The following is a 14,439-nucleotide window of genomic DNA, read 5'->3' as shown; positions in this document are numbered from 1 at the left end:
GCTGCTGTCAGTGTTGTTTTTCCATGGTCAACATGTCCTATTGTTCCTATGTTAACATGTGGTTTTGTTCTTTCAAATTTTGCTTTTGCCATTTTTTATTCCTCCTTAAAAATTTATCTATTCTCCAATAATTTCTTCAGCAATACTTTTTGGTGCCTGCTCATAGTGAGAGAACTGCATTGTATAAGTTGCTCTACCCTGAGTTTTAGAACGGAGATCTGTTGAATAACCAAACATCTCAGAAAGTGGTACATGAGCACTAACAACCTGAGCATTACCTCTAGGTTCCATACCCTCAACTTTACCGCGACGTCCATTAAGGTCACCCATAACATCTCCCATGTATTCTTCGGGAGTAACAACTTCAACACTCATTACAGGTTCTAAAATTGCAGGACCAGCTTTTTTAGCTCCCTGTCTAAAGCCCATTGAACCAGCAATTTTAAATGCCATTTCAGATGAATCGACATCATGATAACTACCGTCATTCAATGTAACCTTCACATCTACAACTGGATAACCGGCAATAATACCATTTTCCATTGCTTCTCTGATTCCATCTTCTACAGAAGGAATGTATTCACGTGGGATTGCTCCACCGGTAATTTTGTCTTCAAATTCAAATCCTTCGCCTGCATCCTGAGGCTCAATATCGATCACAACATGACCGTACTGACCACGACCACCAGACTGACGGATAAATTTACCTTCAACACCGGTAACTTTCTTAGTGATTGTTTCACGATAAGCTACCTTCGGTTTACCAATATTAGCATCAACTTTAAATTCTCTTAAGAGACGGTCAACAATAACTTCAAGGTGTAATTCTCCCATACCTTCAATAATTGTCTGTCCTGTTTCCTCATCAGTGTGAACTCTAAAAGTTGGATCCTCTTCAGCTAATCTCTGTAATGCTTCACCCAGTTTATCCTGATCCGCTTTACTCTTAGGTTCAATGGCAACTCCAATAACTGGTTCCGGGAATTCCATTGATTCTAAAATAATTGGATTATCCTGATCACAGATTGTATCACCTGTACTTGTATTTTTAAGACCAACTAAAGCTCCAAGGTCACCAGCATAAATTTGATCTCTTTCTTCACGACGATTAGCGTGCATCTGCAAGATACGGCCAACTCTTTCGCGAATATCTGCTGTTGCATTATATACATATGATCCTGCTTCTAAAGTTCCAGAATAGGATCTAAAGAAGGCTAATTTACCAACATAAGGATCAGACATAATTTTAAATGCCAGACCGGAAAATGGAGCATCATCAGAAGCTTCTCTTGTTTCAGTTTCTTCTGTTTCCGGATTAATACCTTCAATAGCCGGTACATCAGTTGGAGAAGGTAAGTAATCTAAAACTGCATCCAGTAACATCTGTACACCTTTGTTTTTAAAAGCAGATCCACATAATACTGGAATAACATTTACATTAAGTACTGCCTGACGCAGTAAATCCTTAATATCATCAGTGCTTACTTCACCTTCTAAATATTTCATCATAAATTCGTCATCTTCTTCAGCCAGCACTTCCATTAAAATTTCTCTGTATTCTGCTGCCTGATCTTTCATATCTTCAGGAATCTCAACTCTTTCAAAATTAACACCAAGCTCATCTTCATAAACAATAGCGTCCATTTCTACTAAGTCAACAACTCCATCAAAGCTGTCTTCACTTCCAATTGGAAGCTGAATTGGCACTGCATTAGCACCAAGTCTATCTTTCATCATATCTACAGCTCTAAAAAAGTCTGCTCCCGTTCTATCCATTTTATTTACAAATGCAATTCTGGGAACTCCATATTTATCTGCCTGTCTCCATACAGTTTCAGACTGTGGTTCAACACCACCTACAGAACAGAATAAAGCAATTGCTCCATCTAAAACTCTCAGAGATCTTTCTACCTCAACTGTAAAGTCCACGTGTCCGGGCGTATCTATAATATTAATTCTGTTTTCACGCCACTGACAGGTAGTAGCAGCAGAGGTGATTGTAATTCCTCTTTCCTGTTCCTGCTCCATCCAGTCCATAACAGATGCACCATCATGAGTTTCACCCATTTTATGAACTCGACCTGTATAATAAAGAATTCTTTCTGTTGTAGTTGTCTTACCTGCATCAATATGTGCCATAATACCAATGTTACGTGTTTTTTCTAGTGGAAATTGTCGGGCCACTATTCTCCCCCCTTATATAAAAATTATATACATCACGCAACTAAATTACCATCTATAATGTGCAAAAGCTCTGTTGGCTTCAGCCATACGATGGACTTCTTCTTTCTTTCTAACTGCGCCGCCTGTATTGTTATATGCGTCCATAATTTCTCCGGCAATTCTTTCTCTCATTGTTCTTTCACTGCGAGCTCTAGCTGCGGTTACTAACCAGCGTAATGCTAAAGTTCTTTTTCTATCTTCATCCACTTCTACTGGTACCTGATAGTTTGATCCACCAACACGTCTTGATTTAACTTCAAGAGCTGGTTTGATATTCTCCAGCGCTTCATTCACTACTGTTAAACCATCTTCACCAGTTTTTTCGGAGATGATATCAAGAGCACTGTAAAATGCTTTTTCCGCCAGTCCTTTTTTGCCATCCAGCATTAATTTGTTAATAATTCTGCTGACAACAACATTATCATATACTGGATCTGGTACTACATCTCTTTTTTCTGCTCTATTTTTGCGCACTAAAATCCCTCCTTTTACTTAGGTTTTTTTACACCATATTTGGAACGTCCCTGTTTTCTGTCTTCAACACCAGCTGTATCGAGTGCTCCTCTTACAATATGATATCTAACACCTGGTAAATCCTTTACTCTTCCACCTCTTACTAATACAACAGAGTGTTCCTGTAAGTTATGTCCAATTCCCGGAATATAGGCTGTTACCTCTTTTCCATTGGTTAAACGTACACGAGCTACCTTTCTTAAAGCTGAGTTAGGCTTCTTAGGAGTAGCAGTATATACTCTAGTACAGACACCCCTTTTCTGTGGAGAACCCTCCAAAGCAGGAGCGGAAGTCTTCTTTTTAGTCTTTTCTCGTCCTTTACGGATTAACTGACTAATTGTCGGCATGCAATCCCACCTCCTTCCAATTATTTCAATAGAGCTGCAGAAGCTGCAGAAACATCGATCCCACAAATTCTGCCCAATTCATTTTTGCTTTCTACAATCTCAAAAGGAATATTATTATTATTAACAGCCTCAAGTATTTTAGCTTTTAAAGGCTGGTCAATATCTTTAGCTAAAAATATCTTTTTAACCTGATTTTCTGCTATAGCTTTCAAAGTCTGTTTGCTGCCAACAAGCAGCTCATCAGTACGTATTTCGCTTAGCATTTTAAGCAAACCTCCAGATCAAACTTTGTTGAGCACACTTAAGTATTTTAACAGCTTTAGAGTTCCATGTCAAGCAAAAATTAAAAAGAGTTTCCCCTTTTATTGATATTGTAAATTGTGAACCAATTAATAAATTTTCCAGTCCAAAATTCACCTGACAATATGGGGGAAACTCTTCTAATTTATTTATATTTTAATATAAGATTAAACTGATGGATCTGAATGATATTTATTCAACATCAGTTAGATCTTCAGTCAAATCTCCAAACATAGTACCATCTTCTTTAACTACATCAATATCTCTATAATATTTCATTCCGGTACCTGCTGGAATCAGCTGTCCAATTATTACATTTTCCTTAAGCCCCAGCAGTGGATCAACTTTTCCATCCAGCGAAGCTTCTGTCAGGACTCGGGTGGTCTCCTGGAAAGAAGCAGCAGATAAGAAAGAATCTGTAGCCAGTGAAGCTTTTGTAATACCAAGCAGCTCCGGCTTAGCAACTGCAGGCTCATTATTTCCTTCTGCAGCTTTTTTATTGGCCTCACGATAATCATATCTGTTTACCAGACTTCCAGGTAATAAATCAGTATCACCAGGCTTTACAATCTTAAGTTTCTTCATCATCTGACGAACTATTACTTCAATGTGCTTATCGTTAATTTCAACACCCTGGGAGCGATAAACATTTTGTACTTCTTCTAAAAGATAATTCTGTACAGCCTTTTCTCCCTTAACTTTAAGCAGAACATTCGGATCAAGCGGACCTTCAGTCAGCTTGTCTCCAGCTGTTACGTAGTCATCATCTTTGACAATCATCTTAGATCCGTAAGGAATCTTATATGTCTTCTTTTTTCCATCTTCGTTTTCTACAACTACTCGTTTGGAGTTCTTCTTCTCGACAACAGTTACATAACCTTCTCTTTCAGTCATAATTGCCTGTCCTTTTGGAGTTCTACCTTCGAAAAGCTCTTCAACTCTTGGTAGACCCTGAGTGATATCATCACCCGCAACTCCTCCGGTGTGGAAGGTACGCATTGTTAACTGAGTACCGGGCTCACCAATTGATTGGGCTGCGACTATACCAATTGATTCTCCGATATCAACCGGCTGGCCTGTTGCCAGGTTGCGCCCATAACATTTACGGCAGACTCCATGCTGAGCTTCACAGGTCAGAACTGATCTAATCTTAACCCGATCAATACCTGCAGCTTCAATTTGGTCCATTTTCTTTCTATTAATTAAAGTGTTATCTTCAACAATAACATCTCCACTTTCTGGATCTACAATTTCTTCTGCAGTATAACGTCCAATACAGCGTTCTGATAAAGGCTCAACTGCATTTTTACCCTTTGGTCCGATTGCTTCAACATAAATACCTTCTTCAGTTCCGCAGTCATCTTCTCTAACGATAACATCCTGGGAAACATCAACCAGACGTCTGGTTAGATAACCTGAATCAGCGGTTCTAAGGGCTGTATCAGCAAGACCCTTACGAGCACCGTGAGTTGATAGGAAATATTCCAAAACATCCAGACCTTCACGGAAACTGGAACGAATTGGAACATCAATAATCCGTCCAGAAGGGTCAGCCATCAAACCACGCATACCAGCAAGCTGAGAAATCTGAGATGTATTACCACGGGCACCTGAAATAGCCATAATGTAAATATTATTGCTTTCGTCAAGGTTATCAAGCAAAGCATCTGTTACATCATCTTTTGCCTGGTTCCAGATATCAACAACTTTATGATACCTTTCATCCTCAGTAATTGCTCCGCGACGATAGTGGTTCTCGATCTGATGAACCTCATCTTCCGCTTTAGAAACAATCTCTGGTTTGGAAGGTGGAATTTCCGCATCACTTACTGCAATAGAAATACCAGATCTAGTAGCATAATCATATCCCATTGCTTTAATATTATCCAGTGTTTCAGCAGTTTTATCATTACCTACTTCTTCATATAAGTCAGTAATTAAATCCCCCAGATCACTTTTACCTATTCTGTCGTTTACAAATTCAACTTCTTCCGGTAAAGCTTCATTAAAGATCACTCTACCAATAGAAGTTTCAATAATTTCGCCATTCATCCTTACTTTAACAGGTGCCTGCAGGTGAGCACGGTCTGTATCATAAGCTTTGATAGCTTCATCTGCATTAGCAAAGATCTTTCCGGCCCCTTTTCTGTCTTCTTTAATTGTTGTTAAATAGAAGACACCCAAAACCATATCCTGTGTAGGAATAGTAATTGGCCCTCCATCAGATGGATTTAAAATATTGGTGGTTGCCAGCATTAACAACCTTGATTCAGCCTGAGCTTCAACAGATAATGGCAGGTGAACAGCCATCTGGTCTCCATCAAAGTCAGCATTATAAGCTGGACATACTAATGGGTGTAACTTAATAGCTTTTCCTTCTACAAGTACCGGCTCAAAAGCCTGAATACCTAATCTGTGAAGAGTTGGCGCCCGGTTTAAAAGAACAGGATGATCTTTGATTGCCTCTTCTAAAATACCCCAGACTGCCTCATCAACGTCTTCTACCATTCTTTTAGCATTCTTAATATTATGAGCATGACCTTCTTCAACCAGGCCTCTCATAACAAAAGGCTTAAATAATTCCAAAGCCATTTTTTTCGGCAGACCACACTGATGCATTTTAAGATCCGGTCCAACAACGATAACTGAACGACCAGAATAGTCAACACGTTTACCCAGAAGGTTCTGACGGAAACGTCCCTGTTTACCTTTAAGCATATCACTTAAAGATTTAAGCGGTCTATTTCCAGCCCCAGTAACCGGTCTTCCTCGCCTTCCGTTATCAATTAGTGCATCTACTGATTCCTGCAGCATTCTTTTTTCATTACGAATAATGATTTCTGGTGCTCCAAGATCAAGCAATCTTTTCAATCTATTATTCCTGTTAATAACTCTTCTGTATAAATCATTTAAGTCAGAGGTAGCAAAACGACCACCATCAAGCTGGACCATCGGTCTTAAGTCAGGTGGAATAACGGGAATTGCATTCAGGACAAGATTAGCAGGATTTAAGCCTGATTCCAATAAACCATCCATAACTTCAAGTCGGCGAACTGCCCTTTTGCGCCGCTGTCCACTTGCTTCTTTGACCTCTTTTTTTAATTCTTTAACTTCAGCTTCAACATCAATTCTTCCCAGTAGTTCCTGAATAGCTTCTGCTCCCATTGCAGCTTTAAAAGTATTACCATATTTAGATTTAGCTTCTCGGTATTCACTTTCAGGCAGCAGCTGTTTTTCACTTAATGGTGTATCACCGGGGTCAGTTACAATGTAATGAACAAAATAAATTACTTTTTCTAATGCCCTTGGTGACATATCCATTATTAAACCCAGACGACTGGGGATACCTTTGAAATACCAAATGTGTGTGCATGGTGCAGCCAGTTCAATGTGCCCCATTCTTTCTCTTCTCACTTTGGATCTAGTTACCTCTACTCCACAGCGGTCACACACAACACCTTTATAACGGACCCGCTTATACTTACCACAGTGACATTCATAATCCTTGGTAGGACCAAAGATTTTTTCACAGAATAAACCATCTTTTTCAGGTTTTAAAGTTCTGTAATTAATTGTCTCCGGTTTTTTAACCTCTCCGCGGGACCATTCACGTATCTGCTCTGCAGAAGCAACTCCGATCCTCATTGAATCGAAATTATTCACATTTAACAAGGGTCTCTCCCCTTTCTATATTGGAATTATTCGTCTTCATCATCATTATCACGACTTAATTTTAAGTCTGTATCTAATCCAAGTTTTTGTGCAGTTTCCATCATTTCATCTTCATTTTCAGCAACCTGCAGTTCTTCTTCATCAGAAGTAAAGATTCGAGCATCAAGTCCAAGACTCTGCATCTCTTTAATCAATACTTTAAATGATTCTGGAATACCAGGATCAGGAACATTTTCTCCCTTAACAATTGCCTCATAAGCCTTAACTCTTCCTACAACATCATCAGATTTAACAGTCAGCATTTCCTGTAAAGTATAAGCGGCCCCATATGCTTCCAGTGCCCAAACTTCCATCTCACCAAATCGCTGGCCACCAAACTGAGCTTTACCACCCAGCGGCTGCTGTGTAACAAGAGAATAAGGTCCTGTTGAACGCGCATGTAATTTATCATCAACTAAATGATGGAGTTTTAGAATATACATAACTCCAACCGTTACTCTTTCTTCAAATCTTTCGCCAGTTCTACCATCGTAAAGAACAGTTTTACCATCTCTGGCAAGGCCTGCTTCTTCCAGGATATCCTCCACTTCTTCCTCAGTAGCTCCATTAAAGACCGGGGTTTCAGTATAAATCCCCAGAGCTCGAGCAGCCATACCAAGATGAGTTTCCAGTACCTGTCCAATATTCATACGAGAAGGTACTCCAAGTGGATTCAGTACTACTTCTACTGGTTCACCATTAGGTAAGAAAGGCATATCTTCTTCAGGTAGAATTCTTGAAATAACACCTTTATTCCCATGACGACCAGCAAGCTTATCCCCAACAGATATTTTACGCTTAGTTGCAACATATACTCTCACCAGACGGTTAACACCTGGTTTTAGGTCATCTCCCTGTTCACGAGAAAAGACTTTAACATCAACAACTATTCCCTCTTCCCCATGGGGAACTTTTAAAGATGTATCTCTAACTTCACGTGCTTTTTCACCAAAAATAGCTCTCAAGAGTCTTTCCTCAGCTGATAACTCAGTTTCTCCCTTTGGAGTAACCTTACCAACTAAGATATCTCCTTCTTCAACTTCAGCTCCGACTCTAATAATTCCGCGCTCATCCAGATTTTTCAGAGCACTTTCTCCGACATTTGGAATGTCACGAGTAATTTCTTCCGGACCAAGTTTAGTATCCCTGGCTTCTGCTTCATGTTCTTCAATATGAATAGTTGTGAATGCATCTTCTTTAACCAGATTTTCGCTGATTAAAATAGCATCCTCATAGTTATATCCTTCCCAGGGCATAAAAGCGATAAGAGAGTTACGGCCAAGTGCCATTTCACCTTTTTCAGTTGAAGCACCATCAGCAATAATATCTCCAGCCTCAATCTGATCACCCTTAGCAACTATTGGTTTTTGATTCATACAGCTGCCCTGATTGGATCTTTTATATTTCATTAATTTATAGCTATCAATTAATCCTTCATTATTTTTAATCATAATTTTATTGGAAGTTACACTGACAACTTCACCATCTTTTTCAGCAACAATAACTGCTCCAGAATCCTTAGCAGCCTTATATTCCATACCTGTAGCAACCATTGGTGCATCAGTAATCATCAGCGGAACTGCCTGACGCTGCATGTTGGCTCCCATCAGAGCACGGTTAGCATCATCATTTTCTAAGAAAGGAATCATAGCTGCAGATACCCCTACCATCTGTTTAGTAGAAACATCCATATAATCAATATCTTCAGGATGAACCTCAAGGATATCTCCTCTCTTACGGGCAATTACAAATTCATTTGTAAAGTTACCCTCTTCATCTATTTCCGCATTTGCCTGAGCAATAATATGCTTATCTTCCTCATCAGCAGTTAAATAATCAATTTCATCAGTAACCTGTGAATCATCTACTCTACGATAGGGAGTCATAATAAATCCAAATTCATTTGTTTTGGCATATGTTCCCATAGTACCAATCAGTCCAATATTTGGACCCTCAGGTGTTTCGATGGGACAAATACGTCCATAATGTGAGTGATGAACATCACGAACATCAAAACCAGCTCTTTCTCTACTCAAACCACCAGGTCCCAGAGCGGATAATCTTCTTTTATGAGTTAGCTCTGACATTGGATTAGTTTGATCCATAAATTGAGAAAGCTGAGAACTACCAAAGAATTCCTGGATTGAAGCTACAACAGGTCTGGTATTGATTAAAGCCTGAGGAGTAACTACATCCACATCCTGAATTGTCATTCTTTCTCTAACTACTCTTTCCATTCTGGAAAGTCCAATTCTAAACTGATTCTGTAATAATTCACCTACAGTTTTTAAACGACGATTACCAAGATGATCTATATCATCAATATATGCTTCCGGATCATTATAGATCAATTTGATCATATATTTCACAGTTTCTGCAATATCATCTATATGAAGATATTTACGATCTTTATCAATATCCAATTCTAACTTTTTATTTAATTTATAACGTCCTACTGCTGCCATATCATATCTTTTATGATCAAAAAACAGCGAATCTAAAAGATTGGTAGCACTTTCTACTGTTGGCGGCTCTCCAGGACGTAATCTTTTATATAATTCAATTAAAGCTTCTTCTTTAGATTCAGTATTATCTCTTTCTAAAGTATCATGTAATACCTCAGAATCACCAAATTCGTCAATAATCTTTGCATCTGTACCAAAACCAAGTGCACGCAGCAAAACAGTTGATGGAAGTTTTCTTGTTCTATCAACTCTTACAGAAATTATTCTCTTTTTATCATATTCAAATTCTATCCAGGCCCCTCTATTAGGTATAATACTACCTGTAATCAAACGGCGGCCATCTTTTGTTCTCTCATCACTAAAATAGACTCCAGATGATCTAACAAGCTGATTAACCACTACTCTTTCGGCACCATTGATAATAAATGTTGCCTTATCAGTCATAAGTGGAAAATCACCCATAAACACTTCCTGTTCCTTAACCTCACCGGTTTCTTTGTTAATTAAACGAACCTTAACCTGCAAAGAAGCCGAATAAGTATCATCCCTATCCCGACATTCTTCAACTGTATACTCGGGATCTTCCAAATAATAATCTACAAATTCAAGCACCAGATTTTCAGAAAAATCCTCAATTGGAGAGATTTCGTTAAAAACCTCCTGCAGTCCCTCTTCTAAAAACCACTGATAAGAATTTAATTGTGTATAAATCAGATCTGGCAAGTCCATCGCGTCATCAATTTTACTAAAAGTATGTCTTTCCCTTGCCGTTGACATCATTGCACCCCCAGGAAATTCTAATAATTAGCTGAAACTATCCCATAATAATCATTTTCTTATTACCTTATAGACATCTAATAATGATAGCACAGGAAAAATCTCTTGTCAAGAGATTTTTAATGAAATTCTCTCATTTACACTCTTTTGTATTATTTATTATTTTCATAATAAATATAAAATTCAACTTGTTAATTAAATAAATTTTATCCAATAAAGTCACAAATTATATAAATTATAAAAATAATAAATAAATGTATATAAAAGAGAGAATTTCACATTACATCATGAAAAAATAGTCCCACTGTATATGTAAGATAAACCATACAGCAGGACTATTATCATAATTGTTATATTGTAATGCTGGATTTACTTAAGTTCTACAGTTGCTCCAGCTTCTTCTAATTTTTCTTTCATTTCTTCTGCATCTTCTTTAGCTAAACCTTCTTTAACATTACCAGGTGCATCATCAACAACAGCCTTAGCTTCTTTTAAGCCTAAACCTGTTAACTCACGAACAGCTTTAATAACTTTAATTTTCTTGCCACCAACATCAGCTAAGAAAACATCAAATTCTGTCTGTTCTTCTTCTGCTGCTCCACCACCAGCTGCTCCACCAGCTACTGCAACAGGTGCAGCTGCACTTACACCAAACTTTTCTTCTAATTCTTCAACCAGCTCAGATAATTCTAAAACACTCATTTCCTCAATTGCACTAATAATTTCTTCTTTATTCATTATAATAATCCTCCTTAATATTTTTAAGCTTTCTCTTCTTTAATTTGATTTAACACCTGTACTAAGCCGCGGATATTACCCTGCAATACGTTGACCAATCCAGATAGGGGTGCTTTCATACTTGCAAAAGCCTTTGCGAGTAATTCTTCTCTGGAAGGAATTTCTGCCAGGGATTCCACTTTATCTTTACTTATGATTTCACCATTTAAAAGACCAGCTTTAATTTCTAAAACATCATGATCTTTGGCAAATTCAACTAAAATTTTCGCAGGAGACACAGCATCATCTTCACCAAAAGCTATAGCTGTAGGTCCCGAGAAGTATTCTGTCATTTCTTCCATTTCAACATCATTAGCAGCAATAGTAGCCAGAGTATTTTTTACAACTTTAAATTCTACTCCCGCTTCTCTTAACTTGCTTCTTAATTCTGTCATTTCGGCAACATTCAAACCCAGATAATCTGTAATAACTAGTGATTTTGCACCGGTAAATTTATCAGTAAGTTCTTTAACAACCGCTTCTTTTTCTGGTCTTGCCACATTTTCACCCCCTCAAAATATGAGCTCAACAATAAATCTTTTTATAAATTGAAAAAACCTCCTGTAGACAGTCAGGAGGTATAAATGCAAAAATTACATTTGCAGAAAGTTGCCCTCGGCAGGAAATTTAAGCATTACGCCCCTACTGTCTTCGGTTAGGTTATTTTCTTGTCTCAATAAATATAACACAAAAAACTTAACAGGTCAAACTTTTTTTAGCGTCCAATAAAAGACATTGTAGCTGCTGGATCAATTTTAACTCCAGGTCCCATTGTTGGTGAGATAGCTAAAGATCTAAAGAATTTACCCTTAGCTGCAGCTGGACGTTCTTTGGCAAGAGTATCCATTATTTTATGGTAGTTATTTAAAAGCTCTTCTTCAGTAAAAGAAGCTTTACCGATTGGCAAATGTACAATACCAGTTTTATCTACCCTGTATTCCAATTTACCAGCCTTAAATTCTGCTACTGCTTTTTCTAATTCAAAAGTTACAGTACCAGCCTTAGGATTAGGCATTAAGCCTTTAGGCCCTAAAACTCTACCCAAACGACCAACAACACTCATCATATCAGGTGTAGCAATTGCTAGATCAAAATCTAACCAGCCACCTTCAATTTTTTCTGCGAGTTCCTCTCCACCTACAAAATCTGCTCCAGCTTCTTCAGCTTCTTTGGCTTTTTCACCTTTAGCAAAAACAACTAAAGTTACTTCCTGACCTGTACCTTCCGGTAAAACAACAGTTCCTCTTATATTCTGATCAGCATGTTTAGGATCTACTCCCAATCTTGCTGAAAGCTCAATTGTTTCGTCAAAGTTTGCAGTTGCAAGTTCTTTAACTAATCCAAAAGCTTCTTTGGGCTCATACAACTTTTCACGATCGTACTTATCTAAAGTTTCTGCATAACGTCTGCTTTTTGCCATTATTATTCCTCCTTTGTGGTATTAGCGGAATCTTTCCTCCCACTGAATTACGTCTATTAATTTAAAATAATTATTTCCTGTTCAACAAGTAAAAATAAATTTTACTCGACTAGAATTCCCATACTTCGTGCTGTACCTTCAATCATGCTCATAGCAGCTTCTAAACTACCAGCATTTAAATCCTGCATTTTTGTTTCTGCAATCTTCTGCACAGCATCTTTGCTTACAGTAGCAACTTTGTTTACATTTGGTTCTCCAGAAGCAGTATCAATTCCTGCAGCCTGCTTTAACAATACAGCAGCCGGTGGAGTTTTAGTAATAAAATCAAAAGAACGGTCCTGGTATACTGTAATTTCTACCGGAATTAATGTTCCCTGATTATCTTTAGTTTTAGCATTGAAAGATTTACAGAATTCCATAATATTAACACCGTGCTGTCCAAGAGCAGGACCTACAGGTGGTGCAGGGTTAGCCTGTCCGCCAGGAATCTGTAATTTAATTACTGTCATAACCTGTTTAGCCATTTTAAAACACCCCTTTCTTCAAAATAATTATCTATATAAAAAGATAAACTAATGTTTCTCAAATTGATCAAATTCTAACTCAACTGGAGTTTCTCTTCCAAACATTGAAACAAGAATTTTCGCTTTACCCTGTTCAGGATGTATTTCTTTAATAACTCCATCAAAGTCTTCAAAAGGACCATCTTTTACAGTTACCTGATCTCCAACCTCAAAATCAACGGAAACTTTTTTAGCTTTTTCGCCCATACTGTTTAAAATAGCATCGACTTCTGACTTTTCGACAGGAAGAGGTTTAGTCCCTCCACTAACAAAGCCAATCACACCAGGTGTGTTTTTTACAACATACCATGATTTATCATTCATTTCCATCTGCAGTAAAATATAACCAGGGAAAATTCTTTTTTTAACTACCTCATCTTTCCCTTTTTTCTTTTCAATTTTTTCTTCAGTTGGAACTAAAATACGAAAAATACTATCTTCCATACCTGTACTGGCTATTCTTTTTTCAAGATTTGCCTTAACTTTTCTTTCATGTCCTGAATATGTATGAACAACATACCAGGGCACATCTTCTCTTGCCTTTTCTAATTCTTCATTTAACTTGCTTTCTTCATTCATATTTAAGGATTCTCTAAAGAATCCTCACCTCCTCAATTACGAAATTAGTGGAGTAATTATATTAGCCAGTGCCAGATCTATTAAACCAATAAATGATATCAAAGCAATTACTGTAACAATTACAACTAATGTATTTGAAGTAATTTCTTCTTTGTTTGGCCAGTTTACTTTTTTAAGTTCAGATTTAACTGATTTAAAAAATTTAGCTATTTTACCAAAAAACCCGAGTTCTTTTGCCATCTTTAAATCACTTCCTCAGCTAAAGTATTAATGATTCTACTTTGTTTCACGATGGAGGGTATGCTCCTTGCAAAACTTACAATATTTTTTTAGTTCCAGTCTATCTCTGGTATTCTTCTTATTTTTTTTGGTAGAATAATTGCGGTTTTTGCATTCTGTACATTCTAGTGTAATAATTTCTCTCACCGTAAATCCACCTCCTCAATCAAACAGATCCTGCTTGAAAATCTTATATTTAAGAGAGTTGTTTAATAAATCTCCCTCTATTTATTCTATATTTTTTCTGATTCTTAACCTTAATTAATTTACCATATTTAAAGACTAATGTCAATGTTTTTTTAGAAAAAAAGCATGTGCAGCTCAGTTCTGCACATGCTTATGGAATTAAATTTAAGTTTTAATAACTTAGAATATCAAGTATCTGCCGTACTTACTCAATAATTTCAGTTACAACTCCAGCTCCTACTGTGTGACCACCTTCACGGATTGCAAAACGTAGTCCTTCTTCCATAGCTATTGGAGTA

Annotated in this window: 15 protein-coding genes and 1 other annotated feature; all 15 genes read right to left on the bottom strand. The window is 37.4% G+C overall.

What is annotated here, in order from left to right; all coding sequences use genetic code 11:
* The coding region (locus BW929_RS14620; RefSeq protein WP_023878051.1) for a GTP-binding protein at window positions 1-92 on the bottom strand (92 nt) is incomplete at its 3' end.
* Window positions 93-117: 25 nt separating this feature from the next.
* On the bottom strand, window positions 118-2,184 hold the full coding sequence (fusA, locus tag BW929_RS14615) for an elongation factor G (protein WP_076546208.1): 2,067 nt from the start codon (window positions 2,182-2,184) through the stop codon (window positions 118-120).
* Window positions 2,185-2,229: 45 nt separating this feature from the next.
* A complete protein-coding gene (rpsG, locus tag BW929_RS14610; RefSeq protein WP_076546207.1) occupies window positions 2,230-2,697 on the bottom strand; it encodes a 30S ribosomal protein S7 in 468 nt (155 codons plus the stop codon).
* Between the two features lie 14 nt (window positions 2,698-2,711).
* Window positions 2,712-3,083: a 30S ribosomal protein S12 gene (gene rpsL / locus BW929_RS14605; protein ID WP_005488205.1), complete on the bottom strand. Its 372-nt coding sequence runs from the start codon at window positions 3,081-3,083 to the stop codon at window positions 2,712-2,714.
* A 20-nt stretch (window positions 3,084-3,103) separates the two neighbouring features.
* Window positions 3,104-3,346, bottom strand: a complete 243-nt coding sequence (locus BW929_RS14600; RefSeq protein ID WP_076546206.1) for a ribosomal L7Ae/L30e/S12e/Gadd45 family protein — start codon at window positions 3,344-3,346, stop codon at window positions 3,104-3,106.
* Between the two features lie 229 nt (window positions 3,347-3,575).
* Window positions 3,576-7,055 carry a DNA-directed RNA polymerase subunit beta' gene (rpoC, locus tag BW929_RS14595; protein WP_076546205.1) on the bottom strand — a complete coding sequence of 1,160 codons (3,480 nt, stop codon included), beginning with the start codon at window positions 7,053-7,055 and terminating at the stop codon, window positions 3,576-3,578.
* A 26-nt stretch (window positions 7,056-7,081) separates the two neighbouring features.
* Window positions 7,082-10,336 carry a DNA-directed RNA polymerase subunit beta gene (gene rpoB / locus BW929_RS14590; RefSeq protein WP_143414059.1) on the bottom strand — a complete coding sequence of 1,085 codons (3,255 nt, stop codon included), beginning with the start codon at window positions 10,334-10,336 and terminating at the stop codon, window positions 7,082-7,084.
* Window positions 10,337-10,705: 369 nt separating this feature from the next.
* Window positions 10,706-11,074: a 50S ribosomal protein L7/L12 gene (rplL, locus tag BW929_RS14585; protein WP_076546203.1), complete on the bottom strand. Its 369-nt coding sequence runs from the start codon at window positions 11,072-11,074 to the stop codon at window positions 10,706-10,708.
* Window positions 11,075-11,097: 23 nt separating this feature from the next.
* Window positions 11,098-11,613, bottom strand: a complete 516-nt coding sequence (rplJ, locus tag BW929_RS14580) for a 50S ribosomal protein L10 (protein ID WP_076546202.1) — start codon at window positions 11,611-11,613, stop codon at window positions 11,098-11,100.
* 41 nt (window positions 11,614-11,654) lie between these two features.
* Window positions 11,655-11,786: a sequence feature (ribosomal protein L10 leader region), on the bottom strand.
* A 42-nt stretch (window positions 11,787-11,828) separates the two neighbouring features.
* A complete protein-coding gene (rplA, locus tag BW929_RS14575; RefSeq protein WP_076546201.1) occupies window positions 11,829-12,533 on the bottom strand; it encodes a 50S ribosomal protein L1 in 705 nt (234 codons plus the stop codon).
* A gap of 101 nt (window positions 12,534-12,634) precedes the next feature.
* Window positions 12,635-13,057: a 50S ribosomal protein L11 gene (gene rplK, locus BW929_RS14570; RefSeq protein ID WP_076546200.1), complete on the bottom strand. Its 423-nt coding sequence runs from the start codon at window positions 13,055-13,057 to the stop codon at window positions 12,635-12,637.
* A 48-nt stretch (window positions 13,058-13,105) separates the two neighbouring features.
* Window positions 13,106-13,675: a transcription termination/antitermination protein NusG gene (nusG, locus tag BW929_RS14565; protein WP_076546199.1), complete on the bottom strand. Its 570-nt coding sequence runs from the start codon at window positions 13,673-13,675 to the stop codon at window positions 13,106-13,108.
* A gap of 36 nt (window positions 13,676-13,711) precedes the next feature.
* On the bottom strand, window positions 13,712-13,915 hold the full coding sequence (secE, locus tag BW929_RS14560; protein ID WP_076546198.1) for a preprotein translocase subunit SecE: 204 nt from the start codon (window positions 13,913-13,915) through the stop codon (window positions 13,712-13,714).
* Window positions 13,916-13,951: 36 nt separating this feature from the next.
* On the bottom strand, window positions 13,952-14,101 hold the full coding sequence (gene rpmG, locus BW929_RS14555; RefSeq protein ID WP_014553844.1) for a 50S ribosomal protein L33: 150 nt from the start codon (window positions 14,099-14,101) through the stop codon (window positions 13,952-13,954).
* A 244-nt stretch (window positions 14,102-14,345) separates the two neighbouring features.
* The coding region (locus tag BW929_RS14550; protein WP_143009710.1) for an EF-Tu C-terminal domain-related protein at window positions 14,346-14,439 on the bottom strand (94 nt) is incomplete at its 5' end.

Source organism: Halanaerobium kushneri (assembly GCF_900156285.1).
Taxonomy (GTDB): domain Bacteria; phylum Bacillota; class Halanaerobiia; order Halanaerobiales; family Halanaerobiaceae; genus Halanaerobium; species Halanaerobium kushneri.
This window is presented reverse-complemented; position numbering and strand designations above follow the sequence as displayed.

Excerpts from the sequence above, each read along its gene's own strand:
- rpsL (WP_005488205.1), bottom strand. The coding sequence starts at position 3,083 with ATGCCGACAATTAGTCAGTTAATCCGTAAAGGACGAGAAAAGACTAAA.
- BW929_RS14600 (WP_076546206.1), bottom strand. The coding sequence starts at position 3,346 with ATGCTAAGCGAAATACGTACTGATGAGCTGCTTGTTGGCAGCAAACAG.
- rpoB (WP_143414059.1), bottom strand. The coding sequence starts at position 10,336 with ATGTCAACGGCAAGGGAAAGACATACTTTTAGTAAAATTGATGACGCG.
- rplL (WP_076546203.1), bottom strand. The coding sequence starts at position 11,074 with ATGAATAAAGAAGAAATTATTAGTGCAATTGAGGAAATGAGTGTTTTA.
- rplA (WP_076546201.1), bottom strand. The coding sequence starts at position 12,533 with ATGGCAAAAAGCAGACGTTATGCAGAAACTTTAGATAAGTACGATCGT.
- rplK (WP_076546200.1), bottom strand. The coding sequence starts at position 13,057 with ATGGCTAAACAGGTTATGACAGTAATTAAATTACAGATTCCTGGCGGA.
- nusG (WP_076546199.1), bottom strand. The coding sequence starts at position 13,675 with ATGAATGAAGAAAGCAAGTTAAATGAAGAATTAGAAAAGGCAAGAGAA.
- secE (WP_076546198.1), bottom strand. The coding sequence starts at position 13,915 with ATGGCAAAAGAACTCGGGTTTTTTGGTAAAATAGCTAAATTTTTTAAA.